The following is a 17,131-nucleotide window of genomic DNA, read 5'->3' as shown; positions in this document are numbered from 1 at the left end:
GCCGCGATGGGAGAAGCGCGGGAAGGGAGGAGGCCCCACCCCGATCCGGTCAGGGAGAGAAAAGCTGTTGGCTCCACCAATCCGAAGCGCGGGGCCTGCGCCCCGCAAGGCCTTCTACGCCCAGCTCTATATTCAGGTGCTTACCGCCATCGCCCTCGGTGTCGCAGTTGGCTATTTCTACCCGGAGGTCGGCGAGAGCCTGAAGCCGCTCGGCGATGCCTTCATCAAGCTCGTTAAGATGATTATCGCGCCGGTGATCTTCCTAACCGTGACGACCGGCATTGCCGGCATGAATGACCTCAAGAAGGTCGGCCGGGTCGCCGGCAAGGCAATGATCTATTTCCTCACCTTCTCGAGCCTCGCATTGATTGTCGGTCTCATTGTCGCAAATGTCGTTCAGCCGGGTGCCGGCCTGAACATTGATCCGGCGTCGCTCGATGACCAGGCCGTGAAGGGCTATGCCGCCAAGGTCCACGAGCAGTCGGTGACCGGCTTCCTGATGAACATCATTCCCTCGACGATCGTTAGTGCCTTCGCCGAAGGCGACATCATGCAGGTCCTGTTCTTCTCGGTGCTGTTCGGCATCGCTCTCGCGATGGTCGGCGACACGGGAAAGCCTGTGCTTTCTTTGCTTCAGGCGCTCCTTGCGCCGGTGTTCAAGCTGGTCGGCATTCTGATGAGGGCCGCGCCCGTCGGCGCTTTCGGCGCCATGGCCTTTACCATCGGCAAATATGGCATCGGTTCGGTGGCCAACCTCGCCATGCTGGTCGCGACGTTCTATTTCACCGCCTTCCTCTTCGTATTCGGGATTCTAGGCGCGGTCTGCCGATACAACGGCTTCTCGATCTTTTCTCTCGTGCGCTACATCAAGGAAGAGCTGCTGCTGGTCCTGGCAACGTCCTCCTCGGAGGCCGCGCTGCCCTCGCTCATCGCGAAGATGGAGAACGCCGGCGCGAAGCGTTCCGTCGTGGGTCTCGTCATCCCGACTGGATATTCCTTCAATCTGGACGGCACCAATATCTACATGACGCTCGCCGCCCTCTTCATCGCCCAGGCGACGAACACGCACTTGTCGATGCCCGATCAGATCTTCCTATTGCTTGTCGCGATGCTTTCCTCGAAAGGTGCCGCAGGTATAACAGGGGCCGGCTTTATCACCTTGGCTGCTACGCTCTCCGTAATACCAAGCGTTCCCGTTGCTGGGATGGCTCTCATCCTTGGCGTGGACCGCTTCATGTCCGAATGCCGAGCGCTGACGAACGTAATCGGCAATGCGGTGGCCTCGCTGGTTGTCGCCCGCTGGGAAGGCGAACTGGACGAAACGCGCATGAAAGCTGCCTTCTACGGGAGCTTGCCGAGAGATTAAACCGGCCACCCGCCCCAGCAAGATTGCTGCAACGCGACCAGCCAAGTCGCCGGCTCATCAGCCACCAAACAATCGGCTCGCTGGGTCTAAACAGCGCTTCGCGGGCCACAGATCAGAAGCATCAAATGCGGTGAGGACAAGAAACATGCACGCCCTATGGAAACGGACCGCAGACCGAGACGCGCCCGGGTGCGCCTGGAGCGCTGATCAATGTATAGGCCGTCGATCGGGGAGGATGCCGAAACCACTTTGCCGCCCCAATCCGTCGCCGGCATGCACCGGATGACGGAGCGCCAGCCGATCAAAATCGGAGCGACGGCAAAGCGCCCTACAATTGCCGATCTCGCCCGCGAAGCGGGGGTGAGCGTGGCAACGGTCGATCGGGTGCTGAACGCTCGCCTTCCGGTGCGGGAGGAGACCGCGCGTCGCGTCCACCACGCGGCCCACGCGATCGGCTATCATGCTGCGGGACTTATCAAACAGCGCATGGGAAAGGACCTGCCCCGCTACCGGCTGGGCTTCATCTTGAGGAAACCGGCCCAGCATTTCTACCAGGAGTTCGCGCGCGAGGTCGAGGCGTCGGTCAGTTCGGCCCACTGCTTCCACGGCATTCCGCTCATCGAATTCGCGCCGTCACATTTGCCTGGGGATCTGACGGCACTGCTTAAGGATTTTGGTAGCCGATGCCACGCGATCGCCATGGTGGCGCCAGATCACCCGAAGATCACGGCAGCAGTCGAGGAGCTCAAGGCGAAAGGCATCCCGGTCTTTTCGCTACTTTCTGACTTCGCCGCCGGCGTGCGCGAGGGCTACATAGGTCTCAACAACCGCAGCGTCGGTCGGACGGCAGCTTGGATGTTCTCCAAGGTCGCTAAACGGTCTGGCAAGGTGGCCGTGTTTGTCGGCAGCCACCGTTTCCAGGGTCATGAGCTGCGGGAAAGCGGGTTTCGTTCCTATTTCCGTGAGAACGAGCCAGCATTCGAGGTGCTGGATACGCTCGTCAATCTTGAGAAGCGACAGATCACTTACGAGGCGCTGCTGGATCTTATGCAGCGGGAACCTGAGCTCGTCGGCTTCTACATGGCCGGCGGTGGCATGGAGGGGGCTATCTCCGCGCTTCGGGAAGAGGGCAAAGGCCAGGATCTCGTCGCGATCGTGAATGAAATCACGCCGGAGTCGCGGGAGGCCCTTGCGGACGACATTATCACGATGGCGGTGGCGACGCCACTGCGCCGACTTTGCCAGGAGCTGATGTTGCTGATGGATCGCGCCATCAAGACCGGCACCGCGGAGACGCCGGGGCAGACATTTCTCCCGTTTGACATCTATCTGCCGGAAAACATCTGAAATGATGTGATCTATCGCCATGGCCGACATTCCTTTTATAAATGCCTCGCAGTCCACTCCACTCGGGACGGTGTGCGCATTTCAAATGAAGTGTTCGCTCTGCTCATTCAGATCGAGAGCGAAGCCGTGCTGGGGAATCTCCTCAATTCAATCACGTTAGATGAAGCTAAGCGTGAAGCTCTTACAAAGGAGCTTCGCCAGTTGTGGGAGCAGCGCTGCATTCGGCTGCATCCCTCACAAGCTGCTCGCGTCCGCCGATCGTTTGCTGGACGAAGCATAACGGGCCCACCAAGATGGCTCTTTCGCTTCATGCGGTGTTCCGAATAGGAGCGGTGCGTTGCCCAGAGTCGGCCCGCTCACTAATGGTCGGGCGACGCCGAGGCCGGTCGCGGGCAGTTTTGGCGCCGTTTTGCAGCAATGCTTGCTAATGGCTCAGCGAAGCCCCCCGTGATTGCCTGGCTGCCGGAGAGGCAACCAGGCGTGCGTCCTTCAGCATTCCCAAACCTGACCGTCGACAGGCCATGATCGGTCTTGAGAACGCGCCATCGATCGAACGCGAAAAGCGGGTTGGCCGGCCTTCAGGAGGAGGCGAACACAAGTGAAGCGGCTTGAAGCTCGGCGTGAAAGGGGAACAACTTTTCCGGACATATCGTGAGCGTGGCAAACTCGCTCCCAAGAGGTATAGCGGCCCTGTAAGGCTCGGCGAATTTATGCACTCCGCGGGCTACGAAAACGTCCTGCCCAGGGCAAGCCTATATTGGCTTTCCCGATTGCGCACGACGCCGCTGCGTGGCTCCGCAAAATTCACTCGGTCAGTACCGGGACGACGTTCCGACCCGGCGGCCGCCGCGGTACTCGTGGAAGAAGGGTCGCCCCAGCAACGACTGCGGCGACGAGTAGCTTCGGTCAGGCTCCGTTCTTGTCGAAGAAGCCTGTCATGCTCTGACGCTGCCGGACGACGCTCGATGCGAGTTCGACTCGGCTCGTGCCCTCGCCTCTCCCCGCTCGCCAATTCTGCGCAGCTGTCCGTTCTTCGGCGCCAACCGATGTCGGTAATCAGCGGGCTAGCGTCGGTAGCACCGGCCTTCGGAGGTATGCCGTCCTGCACTGCCAGCGCAGACTGGATCGCAGCTCTTGAGCAGCTCCTTTCAGTTCGGATGCCAGCCGTCGCTCTACCATCGAAAACACGGGAGATAGCTTTGCATGCTGCGGGAATCCACCACCTCCTCGGTCCCGAGGTGGCATTGCATACTTGCTCTTAGGGGCTCATAGGAACTGGTCTGTTCCGGGGTGTGCGTCGCCAGCAGGGCTTGCTCGGGCGGTCCGATGCATATAGCTCGGCTACAGAAGAAGCGGCCAGACCTTCATTCGTCGTCTGCCGCGACTTCCTGCATAATTCGTGTTCAACAAGGAACGACCTATGAGGCGTCAGCCCCGAGCATTCACGGTGGAGATCAGACAAAAGCGCAGTTCTCAAAAACGGAGTCGTTCGATCTGGAGCGGTGTCGATCTTACCGCAGCAATGGCCGAGACAACAAGGGAACTCGAGGAGATGGAGTTGCCAAATGGTCGCCCTGTTGACTCAAGTGTTGTAGCGCTTGATGCTGAACACATGCACAAACCGCGAGCGGAGTATCTCATGGCAAATCCCCTGGACGCAGAATCAGTAACAACTGCAACGCAACCGGCAGCCAAAGTAGAGAGGCCTCAAAAGAAGAAAGCCCAACGGTCGCCGAGAGCGAAGGCTGAGCCCAGGCCGCCTGCTCGGAAGAATGCGCCCAATGCGGCGTCTCAGGCGGAGGAGTCACCAGCAGCGACCGTGCGGACCGGACGTAGGATCTACTCTGAAAAGGAGCGCGCCCAGATGCTCGCCCTGATACAGAAGTCTATCAGTGGCGGCGCCACCCTCAAGAGCGCCGTAAAGGAGGCCGGCATTTCGGAACAGACCTACTATCAATGGAAGAAAGCTGCGTTGCCCGCATCGGTTGGTGACGATCTGAAGGACCTCGTCGCGCTTGAGGAAGAAAACAAACGACTGAAGAGCCTGCTCGCGGAACGCCTGCGCAAGGAGAACGCGGAACTGAAGAGGAAGCTGGCGGTTTAATAACGCTGAATCGCAGATCGGAGCGCCAGAATTCTTGTCCGACGCACTATTCGAGAGCTCATAGCTACGGGTCTGGTATCGGCAGTTCTGGTCGGAGGAAGCGGTCGTCGGTGATCCCGGAGAGGCCGCCGAGGTGAAACAGCAGCTGCGCGACCGCGGTCCTAAAAAAAGATCACCTCAGGACCACCTGCGGTTGGCTCGCGCACTCGCCCTGCCCGCCACCAGTTACTCTTCGTCCGAAAATTCCGATAGTCCGCCGCCCTCAGCATCAGATCCAACCTTCGCCTTGCGGGCCCATCGAACTGCCGCGGCCGCCCAAGGCAGTCCAATGGCCAGTCTTGACAATGGTGATCCGGCAAGCATCCGCATGAGCGGGATACAGGAGCGATCTCGAAAAGACTTCTCCGCTCAATTTGTCTACGCGCCTTAGACCGGCACTCGCGCCAGTAGCCCGTGTCGGATGAGATCGATGCTGGCGGCAAATGCGCCTGCAGTGTCATTCAATGCGTGGACTTCCTCGACGAGCTCAAGAGAAAAGGGACCCGTATAGCCGCCATCAAGTAGCGCCCGGATCTGGCTGCAATTGTCGGAACCTCCCAAGAGGCGATCCGGGTGAACCCACAAGGCTGGATCGTTTATGCCTGAAATGTGCACGAGACCGGTCAGATCGCAGAAGAAGGACGTCTCGCCGGCGAGTGTGTGGTGGAATGTATCGTGCACAAGCCGGAAGACGGACTGGCCATCAACCCCGGCAATAGCGTTAGCCGCTTCGTTCTTCGACCGAAGCGAGGAGGTCTGGAAGCCAAGCGGTTCGATGAGCCCAATCAGACCCCGCGACTGAAGTATCGGCTTGAGCGCCTTCAAGGCGACGCGGAGATTGCCATTGCGCTCGCCATTGGCGGACCACGAACCGTCGTTCACCGGCACCAGCATGAGCGCCTGGGCGCCACAGGCGGCCGCATAATCGGCGAGTTTGCTGGCCTCGGTCTTGCGGGCGGGAGTCCATTCGTTGAACCGCTGTAGAGCGTTGACTGAGATGATCGTGACGCCCGCTTCGGCAGCGGCAGACCGAACATCCGCCGACGGCTTGCCGCGCACAACAGCCTTACTGCAGGGATTATTCCGGATTTGCACGTCGGTCAGACCGAGATCGCGGGCGAGCGCGAAGAACGTCCTGACGTCAAGTCCGGGCGTCGCCATGTAGTCGAGTGCAAACCGAAGTGGCGCCTGGCGCACGGAGTGGCTTTCCTTCTTGAAGGCGGCCGCCATTCTCGGCTGACTGGCTTCTGCCGTTTGTTGATTTACGAGGCCGAAATGATCGGCATAGGGAGGCGAGTCGATCAAACTGACCCGCTCTTCATTCACACGATTGTGCTTCATTGTGAGCCGACTTTCACGCAACGCATACTACCGCGCCTCTTGAGAACATTGATCTGCTAGGCGAAATGACCGAAGATCGATCGAGGCTATCCAGCTGCTTCCGCAGAGTAGGCGCCAACCCGGAAAGATGCTGAACCGATCCGGAGCCAAACTGATGTGGCTAGCTGCGAAATCGATATCATCATCTCGGAAGGCTGGAGGGGGTGTACATCGGGAGAACTCCTGTGTGCGTTGCAGGTCAGATACTTGCAATCTGGCCCTCTGGAAACAGCCAGTTCGTTGCAATTGAAGCCGTCCAGTTGGTGAAGTGGCATGGCGGGGATCATCGGGCTAACAATTTGGCGGTCCAACAATGAGGCCTCCGGCTTCTGCGCCCCCGACATCTCTTGGCTTCGCCCAACCGTCCGTGGCTCCGCCGTCGCCAGCGTACCGCTACCGATCGAGTTGCCGGGCGATAAAGATAGAATCAGGGGCAGCCTTTCTGGCGGCCCTGATAGGGTGCTGTTGAAGGCACCTACCCGGAGATGGCGCATCTCGTGCGGCTCGTTCAAGGGAGGAGGAGCGGCCGGTGCATTATGGCCCACGGTCACAACGAGCGCATGCTGCTGCCGATCGAGCGTGGCACGGCGCACGGTGCCGTGATGCCATGCTGTCGGCCGGCCGGCTTAGCCGACTGCGCTACGCATGTAGGTCGGGCGGCAGCAGGGCGTCGCTGCGGTGGCTGGCTGTTCCCGGGGAGAGCACGCGATTACCCGACGCTGCAGATCCATCGGATCGTCGCCGAGACTGCAAAAGCGCCAACCCCGTAAAGGGGCCCGGCCGGCACACGCTGCGTCACAGCTTCGCCACGCCTGGAGGCCGGCGCCGAAGTCGGAGTTACCCGGGTCCTGCTGGGGGTCGACCCGCAGATATGCTGCAGGCCAGTCAGCTCGAGAACTTAGCCTTTTCGAGGAGGCGGAGAGCTCGCCCGACGGGTGGGCGTGCGGCGACTCGAGCGAGATCGCCGATATGCTCCGTGCTGCCCGGCCTGCCTATCAGGTCGCGCATGCAGGCCAGCTCAGCCTCGGCAGCTCAAGGTCATTTCGGCGTTCGAGCACTGCCGCACGGCAGGCGTACGCGGCCAACGGCGGATCGGGCACAACTGCCTTGGTCGTCACACACGTCGATGAGGTAGGCGGAAATGAATCGTCATCCGCATCCCCCTCGGCGGAGAGCGAGTCTCCCCAAGCATGGCAGATGTCTCGCAACCGCTTCGATCCGAAGCAATCCGGCTTTCGCGACGAGATGTTATGCTGGCTCGGAGTGCCAGGATTGAAGCTCGCCCGGGAGCGTCTGACGTCGAGATTGATCAAAGCAGCAACCCGAAGAGGTGCGCAATCTTTGGAACGTGGCTACGCTGGGCACGCCCTGGTGTCAGCTCTCTCAGACCGCTGACGAGCATCTTAGCCGCCTGCTCGAGCGCCTCTACCGGCATCGCTGCCAAGCTTTCCAAATAAACCACGTGGCGGCCGCCCACCGCCTCCAACCGGGTGCGCGTGCCCCGCCGCCAATTCCAGCGGCGACATGTAGCTCCCAAATCGTCGCGCCAGATGACCTCCCCCTTGGAAGCGCTTTCGACGACCGCTTCCCCATTCAAAACAGTGTGGAAGGACTCCGTTCCTACGGCAATCGTCAGCCGCGGTTTGCCGACATATGCATCGAAATTTTCGCCGCCGATGGGTATTGAGGAACGCAGGCTCACTGCATTGTAGAGGTCAACGACAGGATTTATTGGTGGGATGCGGCCATCCTTCTCCACCCGTTTTTCAATGCCTGCGCCGAGCACGCCGTCCGGTATGGTTTCGCGCCGAACCGGACGTATGCCTCCGCCCAATTGGCCAAGTGCGCTTCTTCCCAGGCGGGTCCCCCGCTCGGGCGAAATCGCAAGCCTCTCCCAACACGTCCCGAGCCATGACGCCTCGCGCACTGTCCTCTGCATCAAAAAGAATGCTGATTGCGCGAAAGTCAGGTGCGATCTCTGCTATTTCTTCGTCAATCAGCGGAAAATCTAACACCGCTTCCTCCTTTAAGCCGGCCGCGACGGCCCCTTGCTTCCACTGGGTTTGACAGTATCCTCAAGAATTCCTTTCCCGAGGTCAGAGTCCTGCCCGGGACCCGAACTGGCCGACAGAGCCAGTCCCGGCAGGTCTTGCTGATTCAGTCTGCGATCAATGCCGGCGCAACTCTGGGGTCACGAGCCAGGCCCGCTCGCTGTCAGGGCGGGTGTTGAGCATCTTGCCGAATCTTCGGCAAAGCTTCTTACCCGTTGGATAGCTCCAGTAAGGAGCCGAACGCCATTCTCGATCTGCCGAATGCTCAGGGCGGAATAGCCCATGACCAGTCCAATCCGGTCAGCGCGGGCTTCATCTCGGATGTACAGCGATGAAATCGGATGGATGCCAACCCCGACCCGCCGCGCCTCTTCAACCAGGACGTCCTCCAGCGACCGAGAAAGATCCTTGAACCAGACGACGACATGCAGCCCTGCATCGGCCCCCTCGATGGCAATGCTGTCTGCGAACGCGCGCCGAAGGACAGCAAGCAGTGCCTCTCGCCGCTCGCCGTTAAGACGGCGGACGCGGCGCACATGGCTTTCATAACCACCGCTCTCGATGAGTGAGGCCAGGGCCTCCTGTTCCGCGACCGGAGAATGCCTGTCGAGAAGCTGCTTGGCCATCGCAAAGACGTCTTGCAACTCGGCCGGAACCACCAGGTAGCCGATGCGCAGCATCGGCGACAGTGTCTTGGAGATCGTGCCAACATAGATTACGGAACTGCGGTCTTCCAGCTTATGCAGCGGGGGCACCGGTCGAATGTCGTACCGGTACTCGCCATCGTAATCGTCCTCGATAATATAGGCGTCATTGCGCCGAGCCCATTCGAGGAGCTGATACCGCCGCGAAATCGACAAGACGGCGCCGAGCGGGAACTGGTGCGACGGGGTGACATAGGCCAGCCGCGCTGGGATCTCCTGCAGCAGCTCGGTCTTCATGCCCTCGCTATCGACGGCGACAGCGACGGGCGTGGCTCCTGTGCTGGCAAAGACTTGGCGCGCCATTCTATAGCAGGGATCCTCGATCACGAAGCTGTCAGAAGGATCGAGCAGCAGGCGCGCGCACATATCGAGGCACTGCTGTGATCCGCTGACGACGAGGATCTGCTCGACCTGGCAGCTAAGCGCTCGGGCACGCCACAAATATCCCTGCAGCGCCTGGCGCAAGCGATGCGAGCCGCGTGGATCGTGATAGGCCAGCCTTCCGGGGCTTTGTGACATCGCCGCGTTCATCGCACGCTTCCACGTCAGCGCCGGGAAATCAGATGGGGCGAGGTCGCCATAACGGAAATCGACCTTGAGGCGGTTGGGGAGGTAATCGCGCCGCGGCGGACTGGCGCGCAGTCGCTCGCCGTAACAGGAAAGGTGGATCGGGCCAGTCCGTTTCGGCACCGCGCTGGTCTCTTTACTTCGGACTAGCGAAGATGCTACGCGAGGTCTTGCGCCTGGAATGACCTCGATGAAACCTTCGGCGACCAGCTGATCATACGCCACGGTGACCGTGGTTCGCGACACACCGAGTTCATTTGCGAGGCCGCGTGACGACGGCAGCTGGCTGCCCGTTTCATAGATCCCACCTAGGATCTGCTCGCGAAGAGCTTCGCAGATCTGGCGCGCGCCGAGACCTTGCGAGCGAGCTGTCGACGCTTCAGGAGAAGGCTGGACCATTTCTTTCATCGCCAACTGGACGTTCCATCTGAGTTAGTGTGACGGCATTGTCCCCGAAATCAAGAGGGCTAAAGCCGATGACCAGCGCCGAAGATCAGCTTGAAGCCGAGGCAACATCAACGCCGTCCCGGAACGACATCGGTCTCGCATTCGCCACCCGGGCCATCCATCATGGCTACGATCCGGCCGGCTTTTCCAATTCCGTTCAGACGCCGGTGTTTCTTACATCGACCTATGGATTTGAAAGCGTGGCAGCAAACGAAGCCGTCGCAGCGCTTGGCGGAAGGCTCTACGCACGCGAATACAACCCGACCACCGAGATCCTCGAAAAGCGGCTCGCCAATCTCGAAGGAGCCGAAGCTGGGCTGGTACTCGCCTCGGGGATCGCCGCCTTCGGCACGCTGATCCTTTCGCTGCTTTCGCAAGGTGACGAACTCATTGTCCACAAGACACTCTATTCGAATACGCTCGCCATGGTCGAACAGGGGCTGCCGCAGTTTGGCATCAAGGTCGTTGCCGTCGACCTGTCGAATCCGAGCAATCTCAATGGCGCCATCACTGACAGGACCCGGCTCGTGTTCTTCGAGACGCCAATCAACCCGCTGAGCCGTATCCTCGACATCGCTGCCATTGCCGAACACGCCCATTCTCGCGGCGTGAAGGTCGCCGTCGACAGCACCTTCGCCTCGCCCGCCCTCCAGCGTCCGCTGGAACTCGGAGCCGACATCGTGATCCATTCGCTGACCAAGTACATCAATGGCCATGGCGATGCTCTGGGCGGTGTGATACTGGGCGATGCGAAAACACTGCACCTGCTGCGCGAAACTGGCCTGCGCTATCTCACTGGGGCAGCGCTCTCGCCCATGTCGGCGTTCCTGATTTTGCGCGGGTTGAAGACACTCACGTTGCGTATGGAGCGTCACAGTGTCTCTGGGCTTGCGGTCGCTCAGGCGCTCGAGGCGCACCCGGCTGTGGCTTGGGTTAGCTATCCATTTCTCGGCTCTCATCCCGACCATGAGATCGCGCGCAGACAGATGTCGCAAGGCTCGGGCATGTTGGCTCTCGGCCTCCAAACGGGGTTCGAGGGCGCGCGCCGTATGATGGACCGGCTCAAGCTGATCATCAGGGCGGTCAGCCTCGGCGACGCTGACAGTCTCATCTATCATCCGGCAAGCCTGACCCGCTCGCGCAAGTCAATCCGCAAGGACGCGCATTTGCCTGACGGAGTCGGCGACGACCTCATGCGTCTGTCGGTAGGGCTCGAAGACGCCGCCGATTTGATCGCGGATCTAGAGCAGGCGCTGGACGGGGTCTGACGCCCAACGCTTCACCCAATGTAACAACGGGAGCTTCAGCATGGCTTTCCTGAGCGGCCTTTCGGCCTTCCCAATAACGCCAAGCGACAGTGACGGCGGCGTCGATGTCCTGGCGCTTCGAAAGCTGACAGCGCGGCTTTGCGCAGCAAAGGTGGATTCCATCGGCCTGCTCGGTAGCACAGGCACCTACATGTATCTGTCGCGCGCGGAACGCCGCCGGGCGATTTGCGAGGCGCTGGACGAGACGCGTGGACGAGTCCCGCTCGTGGTGGGCGTGGGCGCTTTGCGCACCGATGAAGCGGTACACTATGCAAGTGATGCGAAGGCCCTTGGCGCAACCGCGGGGTTGCTCGCGGCTGTTTCCTACACCCCGCTTACTGACGACGAAGTTTTCGAGCATTTTTCGACAGTGGCGCGCGAAAGCGGCCTGCCGATCGTGATCTACGACAATCCTGCAAACACGCATTTTCGCTTCACGCCAGCGCTCATCGAGCGTCTGGGACAGCTGCCTGAGATCCTCGCTATTAAAAACTCAGCCGACCGGGGCGATGCTATCAAAGGCCAACTTGCGCACCAGAAAAAAATTGTGCCGAAAGGATTCTCGATCGGCTACAGCGGCGACTGGGACGCCACCGAGGCCCTGATCGCCGGCGCCGATACACGGTACAGCGTTCTCGGTGGCATCTTGCCCGACCCCTGCCTGAGGATGGTCAGAGCCGCTCAGCACGGCGACCACGCAGAAGCACACCGGATCGACGCCACCCTGGCCCCGGTGTGGGAGCTTTTTAAGACGTTCTCGAGCCTTCGCGTCGTCTACGCAATCGCCGAGCTCCTCGAAATCTGTTCCGCCGAGCCCCCACGGCCAATCAAGCCGCTTTCCGCTGCCGCGAAGGGCCAGCTCGCCGGCGTCCTGGACCGTCTAGGATGAGGTGTCGGATCGTAAGCCGCGCGACTTCATATTGCCGAGGGAAAAATTTACGCACCGACCCTTTCGATGACTAGCCGAGATGTTCTCCATAATCTGATCGGGAACAATGCGCGCGGCGTGCTGATCACCGATGGATCGACAGGTCTCGACGCCAATCACGTCCTCATCAACGTGTTCGATTGGCAGAACGTCTTATCGGCGAGAGAGGTAGGCGTTCCGGGGGCGCCAACGCCTACATTTGTCCAGAGTGTGCAGGCCAGACGACTTCCACTCGAAGCATCAAAGCCTTGAGCTAACAGCATTCAATCGCTGCGCAGGATCTTTGCTTCAAGCGCGGCTGCCACAAAAGCCCTTCTAGCAGCTGGTGGATGGGCCTCACCACGCACTACCTGCAGACAAGCGTCATCGCTACCCTCCGTTTCTCGGTCCGATGATGAAGGTCACGGATAAGGATAGCGGCCGCCTGGTTGACATCGAATACGATACGCTCAGAACTGTGGCGGCCAACCTGAACAACGACCTCCCTCTCAAATCTGTGCAAGCCGGTCATCTCTCCGCCCCCCAAGGCGATCATCCGTCAATAGGGCCGAGCTCGTCTTCTTTGCCGAGCCGACACTGCATCTGTGAGCCGAGACAATGCCCTGTGACCGACCCCGCGCTAGCCTCACACGCGCTTAGCCGCTCTGTTCCGCTGCCGATCTGCAGGCGGGATCCACCGGTTGTCGGAGGTTGTTCCTCCAACATGACGGCGCGATTCAAAAAGCCGAATAGGCCCTTTGGGCGCTGCCCTCGCCATCGAAACTCTTGTCGATTGAGACCTAAAGAGTAGCTTGATCAGGGAAGGCTCTCTTCTAGCGCGACCACCTTCGTGCTCAGCACGCGCGCTCGGTGCCGAGGGAGCGCGGCACCTCCCGGGGCGCTGGTGACGTGTGACCATGGACATCCTTGCCCAACGGCTTGCGGCGGGCAGCCCTTCTCACCGTGCCGCACAGCGCTGCCTCGCAATTCTGGTGATTTTTGCGTGTCAGCCATTTTGTTCTAGATCACGCGGCAGACCTTATCATTCATCGCGCGGATGCCTCACATCCAAACAATCTAATTTACCGGTTTCTTATGATCCTGCATAGCGCGACATCAAAACCCACGACCATGTTTTCCAGTCGTTTTCTGCGGTTGCTCTACGGTCACCTCGACAAGGATCTACTATGCGTATTTGCGGTATCAAACTGACGCACGACGGGGGAATCGCCGTCGTGGAAGACGGCAGATTAGTCTTTTGCATCGAGCAGGAGAAGCTCGACAATAACCCACGATACCAACATATCGAACGGCTTGAGACGGTCGCCGCCGTTTTGGCGGAAAACGGGCTTGCTCCGCGCGATATCGACCGGTTCGTTATTGACGGATGGGACGGTGAAATCCAGTCAGAATTCCAGGTTCTGAGTAACGGCTCCCCTATCACTCTCAACGGCGCGCCATATGTGGAGCGGTACGCCGAAAATCCTCTGACAGCCTATCAAGGTTCCGGTCTCATGCTCGACAATGGGGTATGTTCTTATGAAAGCTACCCGCATGTTGTTGGGCACGTAGCTTCCGCATACTGCACCAGCTCATTCGCCAAAGCAGAGGAACCGGCATTTTGTCTGGTATGGGACGGCTGCATCTTTCCGCGGCTTTACTACGTCGAGCCAAGTGGAGTCCGATTTGTTGGGTGCCTGTTTCCGATGATAGGCCATGCCTATGCGGCCGCGGGCCAACATTTCGGTCCTTACAGGCAAGAACTGCGGACTGGCTGGAATCTCGGTATCGCCGGCAAGTTGATGGCCTATATTGCGCTCGGAGTGGTCCATGAACACATCGTGAATGTGTTTCAGGAGCTTTACGACGACCATTTTGCCTGGGATACGGACCTTGCTTTTGGCTACGGGAACAACAGCCACAGCGAAGACGCGTTACTCACGGCTGTGCACGACTTCTTCGATGCAAGCGCGTCGCGGTTAATCCCCGAAACGCCCGAGGACATACTTGCTTCGTTCCATGCCTTCGTGGAGCGTCTTCTCGTCCAGGGGATGACAAGGGCGCTGCGTGGGTACTCAGTCCCCAAAACCCGAAACCTGTGCATAGCCGGCGGATGCGGGCTGAACATCAAATGGAACAGCGCTCTTCGGGCGAGCGGTTTGTTCGACGCAGTCTGGGTGCCTCCGTTTCCAAACGACAGCGGATCGGCGATCGGTGCCGCTTGCTGCGCGCTGGCCGCCGACAAAGGTTTCGTGCATCTCGACTGGTCAGTTTACAGCGGGCCAAATGTGAGCCATGGCAAGGTTCCGCCTGGTTGGCAATCTGCTGCTTGCAGCCTGAAAGAACTTGCCAGCGTGCTCGCCGACAACAAGCCTGTGGTGTTCCTTGCAGGTCGCGCAGAGCTTGGTCCACGTGCTTTGGGAGCCAGAAGCATCCTGGCGGCCGCAACTTCGCCGGAAATGAAGGACCATCTCAACAAAATCAAAGTTCGAGAGCACTTCCGACCGGTAGCGCCAATATGCTTGGAGGATCGTGCACCTGACATGTTTGACCCCGGCACGCCGGATCCTTACATGCTGTTCGATCACCGAACCCGTTCGGAGTGGAAAGAAAAAATCCCGGCGGTCGTCCATCTCGACGGGACTGCGCGACTTCAGACAGTTTCGAGAACTTCTGAACACCCAATTGCAGAACTTCTGATAGAATATGAGAAACTCACGGGCATTTCGCTGCTCTGCAACACGAGTGCAAATCTCAATGGACGTGGTTTTTTTCCGGATGCGGCTGCCGCCTGTGAGTGGGGATGCGTAGACCACGTTTGGTGCGATGGATTGCTGTTGACCAAGACAGGTGCAAGTCAATTCGAGGGCTGAGCGGCGGGCTGTAACGAACTTGAGTTACCGCGCTCTAGCGCTGCAATCGCCGGCAGCATCGCTGAGGGAGCCGGATACTGCGGGTGCGTGCGGTTACGGCCCTTGAAGCTGCCCTGATCTGACGAACGAATCTGATCGTCATGGCCGATAAAGCGCCGAGACTGTGCTGTTGAGCTGGCAAGCACGCGAATGCTTTTGCTTAGCGATGTGACTGGAGGGTTCGAACACCAGGGCCTGCACGGCCCTGCCGACCGGCACGCCATTCGTGTGCTGCGGTGGTGACAAGCTTGAGCGAATTAGCTGTTTGAGCTCCTTCTGCCAACGGAATCCCGCATTGCCTGCGCCAGCCGCGTTAATCTCTGGAGCGTCCGCCTTGCCTCCGCGACTTTGCTCAGCACCGAGCCACTCGCCATAGCGCCGGGCACGTGGCCAACCACGTTGACCCCGACACCCTCCGTCAGTGTCAGCAAGTCGGAGTAGAGGTCCACATCCTTGAGCATGCTCCATTCAGGACCCATACGTGCGAGATCGGTTGCAGCAACCCTGTGCCGAAGAGCACAATTGCCAGCGCACGATCCTGGTGCCGTCGCGGGGTCGCTGCCGGTTCTTCTGACCGCCCGCGCGCGCCATGTCGATCATCCTCACCGGCGTACCGTCGCTGCCGTTTGCGCGGTCCAATCGGCGCCTATGTCGGCGACATCTGGGATGGCGAAGCGCCTTCATGATCGCTGCGGTCTTCCGCGCCGTTACACTGGTAGTGCAACTCATGACTTTTCCGAGGCTGCCTCCGATTGGAGCGGCCAGCTTCCGCAGTCTGCTGGACATGGCCAAGAATCCGATGATCAAAAGTCGCGATTTTGGTCGTCCTGCTGGTCGCTTCCGGGCATTTCTCCGGCTTCATCTATATCCGCGCCTTCCTCGAGAATGTTCCCGCGCTCAACATCGAGACGATCTCGCTCGTGTTGCTCGCCTTTGGCATCGGCGGCTTCTTCGGCAATTTGGCCGGCGGATTCTTGGCCGAGCACAGCCTCAAGGCAGTCGCGGCCCTGCCCCCCCTGCTCATAGCGATGGCCGCTGTCTCGCTGCTGACGTTGAGAGCATCGGCCTGGGCCTCGCCGATTGCGGTACCGTATGGGGCTTGCCTTCGGCGCGGTGCCGGTGGGACTGCAGAAATGCATGGTGCTGCGCGCCGCTCGCGAGCAGGCCGAAAACGCCGGTGGGCTGATGGCCGCAACGTTCCAAGTGACCATCGCCGCCGGCGCGATTTTCAGCGGACTGCTGGTGGACGATGCCGGCGTTGCCAGTGCCTTTGCCTACAGCGCCGTTGCCTCGTTCCTCGCTGCCCTGACAGTGTTCTTGCTCGGACCGAAGCGCGAACCTAGACCGCCTGACACAGGCCAGTGCAGCACGGGGAAAGATGCAATCGCATCAGCCGCGCGGTGCGATCCTGCTCACGATTTTTTGGCGATTGCAGCCATAGTCTCCGCGCGGTCGCAGGTTGTTGTCCGGTCGATTTCGACCAGCGGCGGCGTTTTGAATGATAGTGCCGACGAGAGAAGCTAAGAGTGCCGGACCGAAGCGGACCGCCTCGCGTCGACCGCTCGCCTCGTACGGCTATTAATACAAGGGCGAACCCGTGTTTGATCCGTGTGAGGCGGCTTTTCCATGCCTCCGGGCCGAAGCAGCTTTTGAAATCATTGCATTCCCGGCAATTGGGCGCGGCATAGGGGTAGACCTTCAGACTCGCACAGCCTGCGGTAAAAGTACCTCTTCCACTTCATGTTTTTGGTGTTGCCGGCTACCAGCGTCGGAAAATCAGCACCACACTGTCATGCAAGAATCATCGAATTTGAGTCAGACCCAATTTTGCACGCCGGTTCGCACCCTATGAGGCGCTGAGTAAATCTAGACTAGGAGCGCCCGCGGCTTCACATGCGGGATGCCTCCTGCAACATTATCTGCCGCATCCAGGTGCTTGCCGGATCACTGTTGTGAAGGGTGGGCCATTGGACGGCCTCCGTGAACGTGGGTAGTGGCAG

General features: G+C 59.8%; 11 protein-coding genes and 3 pseudogenes. 7 read left to right on the top strand and 7 right to left on the bottom strand.

Annotation, left to right across the window (positions count from 1 at the left end; all coding sequences use genetic code 11):
- Positions 1-67 precede the first annotated feature (67 nt).
- The 3 genes from AC0L2A_RS18945 (at position 68) to AC0L2A_RS18935 (ending at position 4,817) form a co-directional block, all read left to right on the top strand.
- Positions 68-1,366: a dicarboxylate/amino acid:cation symporter gene (locus AC0L2A_RS18945; RefSeq protein WP_473496082.1), complete on the top strand. Its 1,299-nt coding sequence runs from the start codon at positions 68-70 to the stop codon at positions 1,364-1,366.
- 282 nt (positions 1,367-1,648) lie between these two features.
- Positions 1,649-2,713: a LacI family DNA-binding transcriptional regulator gene (locus tag AC0L2A_RS18940; RefSeq protein ID WP_473610126.1), complete on the top strand. Its 1,065-nt coding sequence runs from the start codon at positions 1,649-1,651 to the stop codon at positions 2,711-2,713.
- A 1,522-nt stretch (positions 2,714-4,235) separates the two neighbouring features.
- The gene (locus tag AC0L2A_RS18935; protein ID WP_473610055.1) at positions 4,236-4,817 is read left to right on the top strand and encodes a transposase; all 582 of its coding nucleotides are present in this window, start codon (positions 4,236-4,238) and stop codon (positions 4,815-4,817) included.
- A 426-nt stretch (positions 4,818-5,243) separates the two neighbouring features.
- Here AC0L2A_RS18935 and AC0L2A_RS18930 read toward each other — a convergent pair whose 3' ends face one another.
- The 3 genes and pseudogenes from AC0L2A_RS18930 to pdxR all read right to left on the bottom strand — a co-directional run bounded on the left by AC0L2A_RS18930 (position 5,244) and on the right by pdxR (position 9,966).
- On the bottom strand, positions 5,244-6,086 hold the full coding sequence (locus AC0L2A_RS18930) for a TIM barrel protein (RefSeq protein WP_473610124.1): 843 nt from the start codon (positions 6,084-6,086) through the stop codon (positions 5,244-5,246).
- A gap of 1,459 nt (positions 6,087-7,545) precedes the next feature.
- A pseudogene (locus tag AC0L2A_RS18925) lies at positions 7,546-8,251 on the bottom strand (B3/B4 domain-containing protein).
- A 176-nt stretch (positions 8,252-8,427) separates the two neighbouring features.
- The gene (pdxR, locus tag AC0L2A_RS18920) at positions 8,428-9,966 is read right to left on the bottom strand and encodes a MocR-like pyridoxine biosynthesis transcription factor PdxR (RefSeq protein ID WP_473524455.1); all 1,539 of its coding nucleotides are present in this window, start codon (positions 9,964-9,966) and stop codon (positions 8,428-8,430) included.
- Between the two features lie 68 nt (positions 9,967-10,034).
- Here pdxR and AC0L2A_RS18915 point away from each other — a divergent pair, with 68 nt between their 5' ends.
- Together AC0L2A_RS18915 and AC0L2A_RS18910 are read left to right on the top strand one after the other, a co-directional pair.
- Entirely contained in the window at positions 10,035-11,273 is a 1,239-nt protein-coding gene (locus AC0L2A_RS18915) for a trans-sulfuration enzyme family protein (protein ID WP_473610054.1), read from the top strand.
- Between the two features lie 40 nt (positions 11,274-11,313).
- The gene (locus AC0L2A_RS18910) at positions 11,314-12,201 is read left to right on the top strand and encodes a dihydrodipicolinate synthase family protein (RefSeq protein ID WP_473610053.1); all 888 of its coding nucleotides are present in this window, start codon (positions 11,314-11,316) and stop codon (positions 12,199-12,201) included.
- Positions 12,202-12,503: 302 nt separating this feature from the next.
- Here the strand turns inward: AC0L2A_RS18910 and AC0L2A_RS18905 are convergent, their stop codons facing one another.
- Positions 12,504-12,587, bottom strand: coding sequence for a hypothetical protein (locus AC0L2A_RS18905; protein WP_473494390.1), 84 nt, complete (start codon positions 12,585-12,587; stop codon positions 12,504-12,506).
- Positions 12,588-13,406: 819 nt separating this feature from the next.
- Here AC0L2A_RS18905 and nodU point away from each other — a divergent pair.
- The gene (nodU, locus tag AC0L2A_RS18900) at positions 13,407-15,092 is read left to right on the top strand and encodes a nodulation protein NodU (protein WP_473480653.1); all 1,686 of its coding nucleotides are present in this window, start codon (positions 13,407-13,409) and stop codon (positions 15,090-15,092) included.
- A gap of 842 nt (positions 15,093-15,934) precedes the next feature.
- Here nodU and AC0L2A_RS18895 read toward each other — a convergent pair.
- Positions 15,935-16,117, bottom strand: coding sequence for a hypothetical protein (locus AC0L2A_RS18895; RefSeq protein WP_473494348.1), 183 nt, complete (start codon positions 16,115-16,117; stop codon positions 15,935-15,937).
- A 106-nt stretch (positions 16,118-16,223) separates the two neighbouring features.
- Here AC0L2A_RS18895 and AC0L2A_RS18890 point away from each other — a divergent pair, with 106 nt between their 5' ends.
- Positions 16,224-16,655, top strand: a complete 432-nt coding sequence (locus AC0L2A_RS18890; RefSeq protein WP_473610051.1) for an MFS transporter — start codon at positions 16,224-16,226, stop codon at positions 16,653-16,655.
- A gap of 106 nt (positions 16,656-16,761) precedes the next feature.
- Here AC0L2A_RS18890 and AC0L2A_RS18885 read toward each other — a convergent pair.
- Both AC0L2A_RS18885 and AC0L2A_RS18880 read right to left on the bottom strand, forming a co-directional pair.
- A pseudogene (locus AC0L2A_RS18885) lies at positions 16,762-16,906 on the bottom strand (nitrogen fixation protein NifQ); the annotation flags it as partial.
- A 114-nt stretch (positions 16,907-17,020) separates the two neighbouring features.
- Positions 17,021-17,131: pseudogene (locus AC0L2A_RS18880) on the bottom strand (LysR family transcriptional regulator); the annotation flags it as partial.

Source organism: Mesorhizobium sp. WSM4844 (assembly GCF_055811775.1).
Note: the sequence above shows the minus strand (reverse complement) of the source record. Positions and strands in the feature narration are given on the sequence as shown.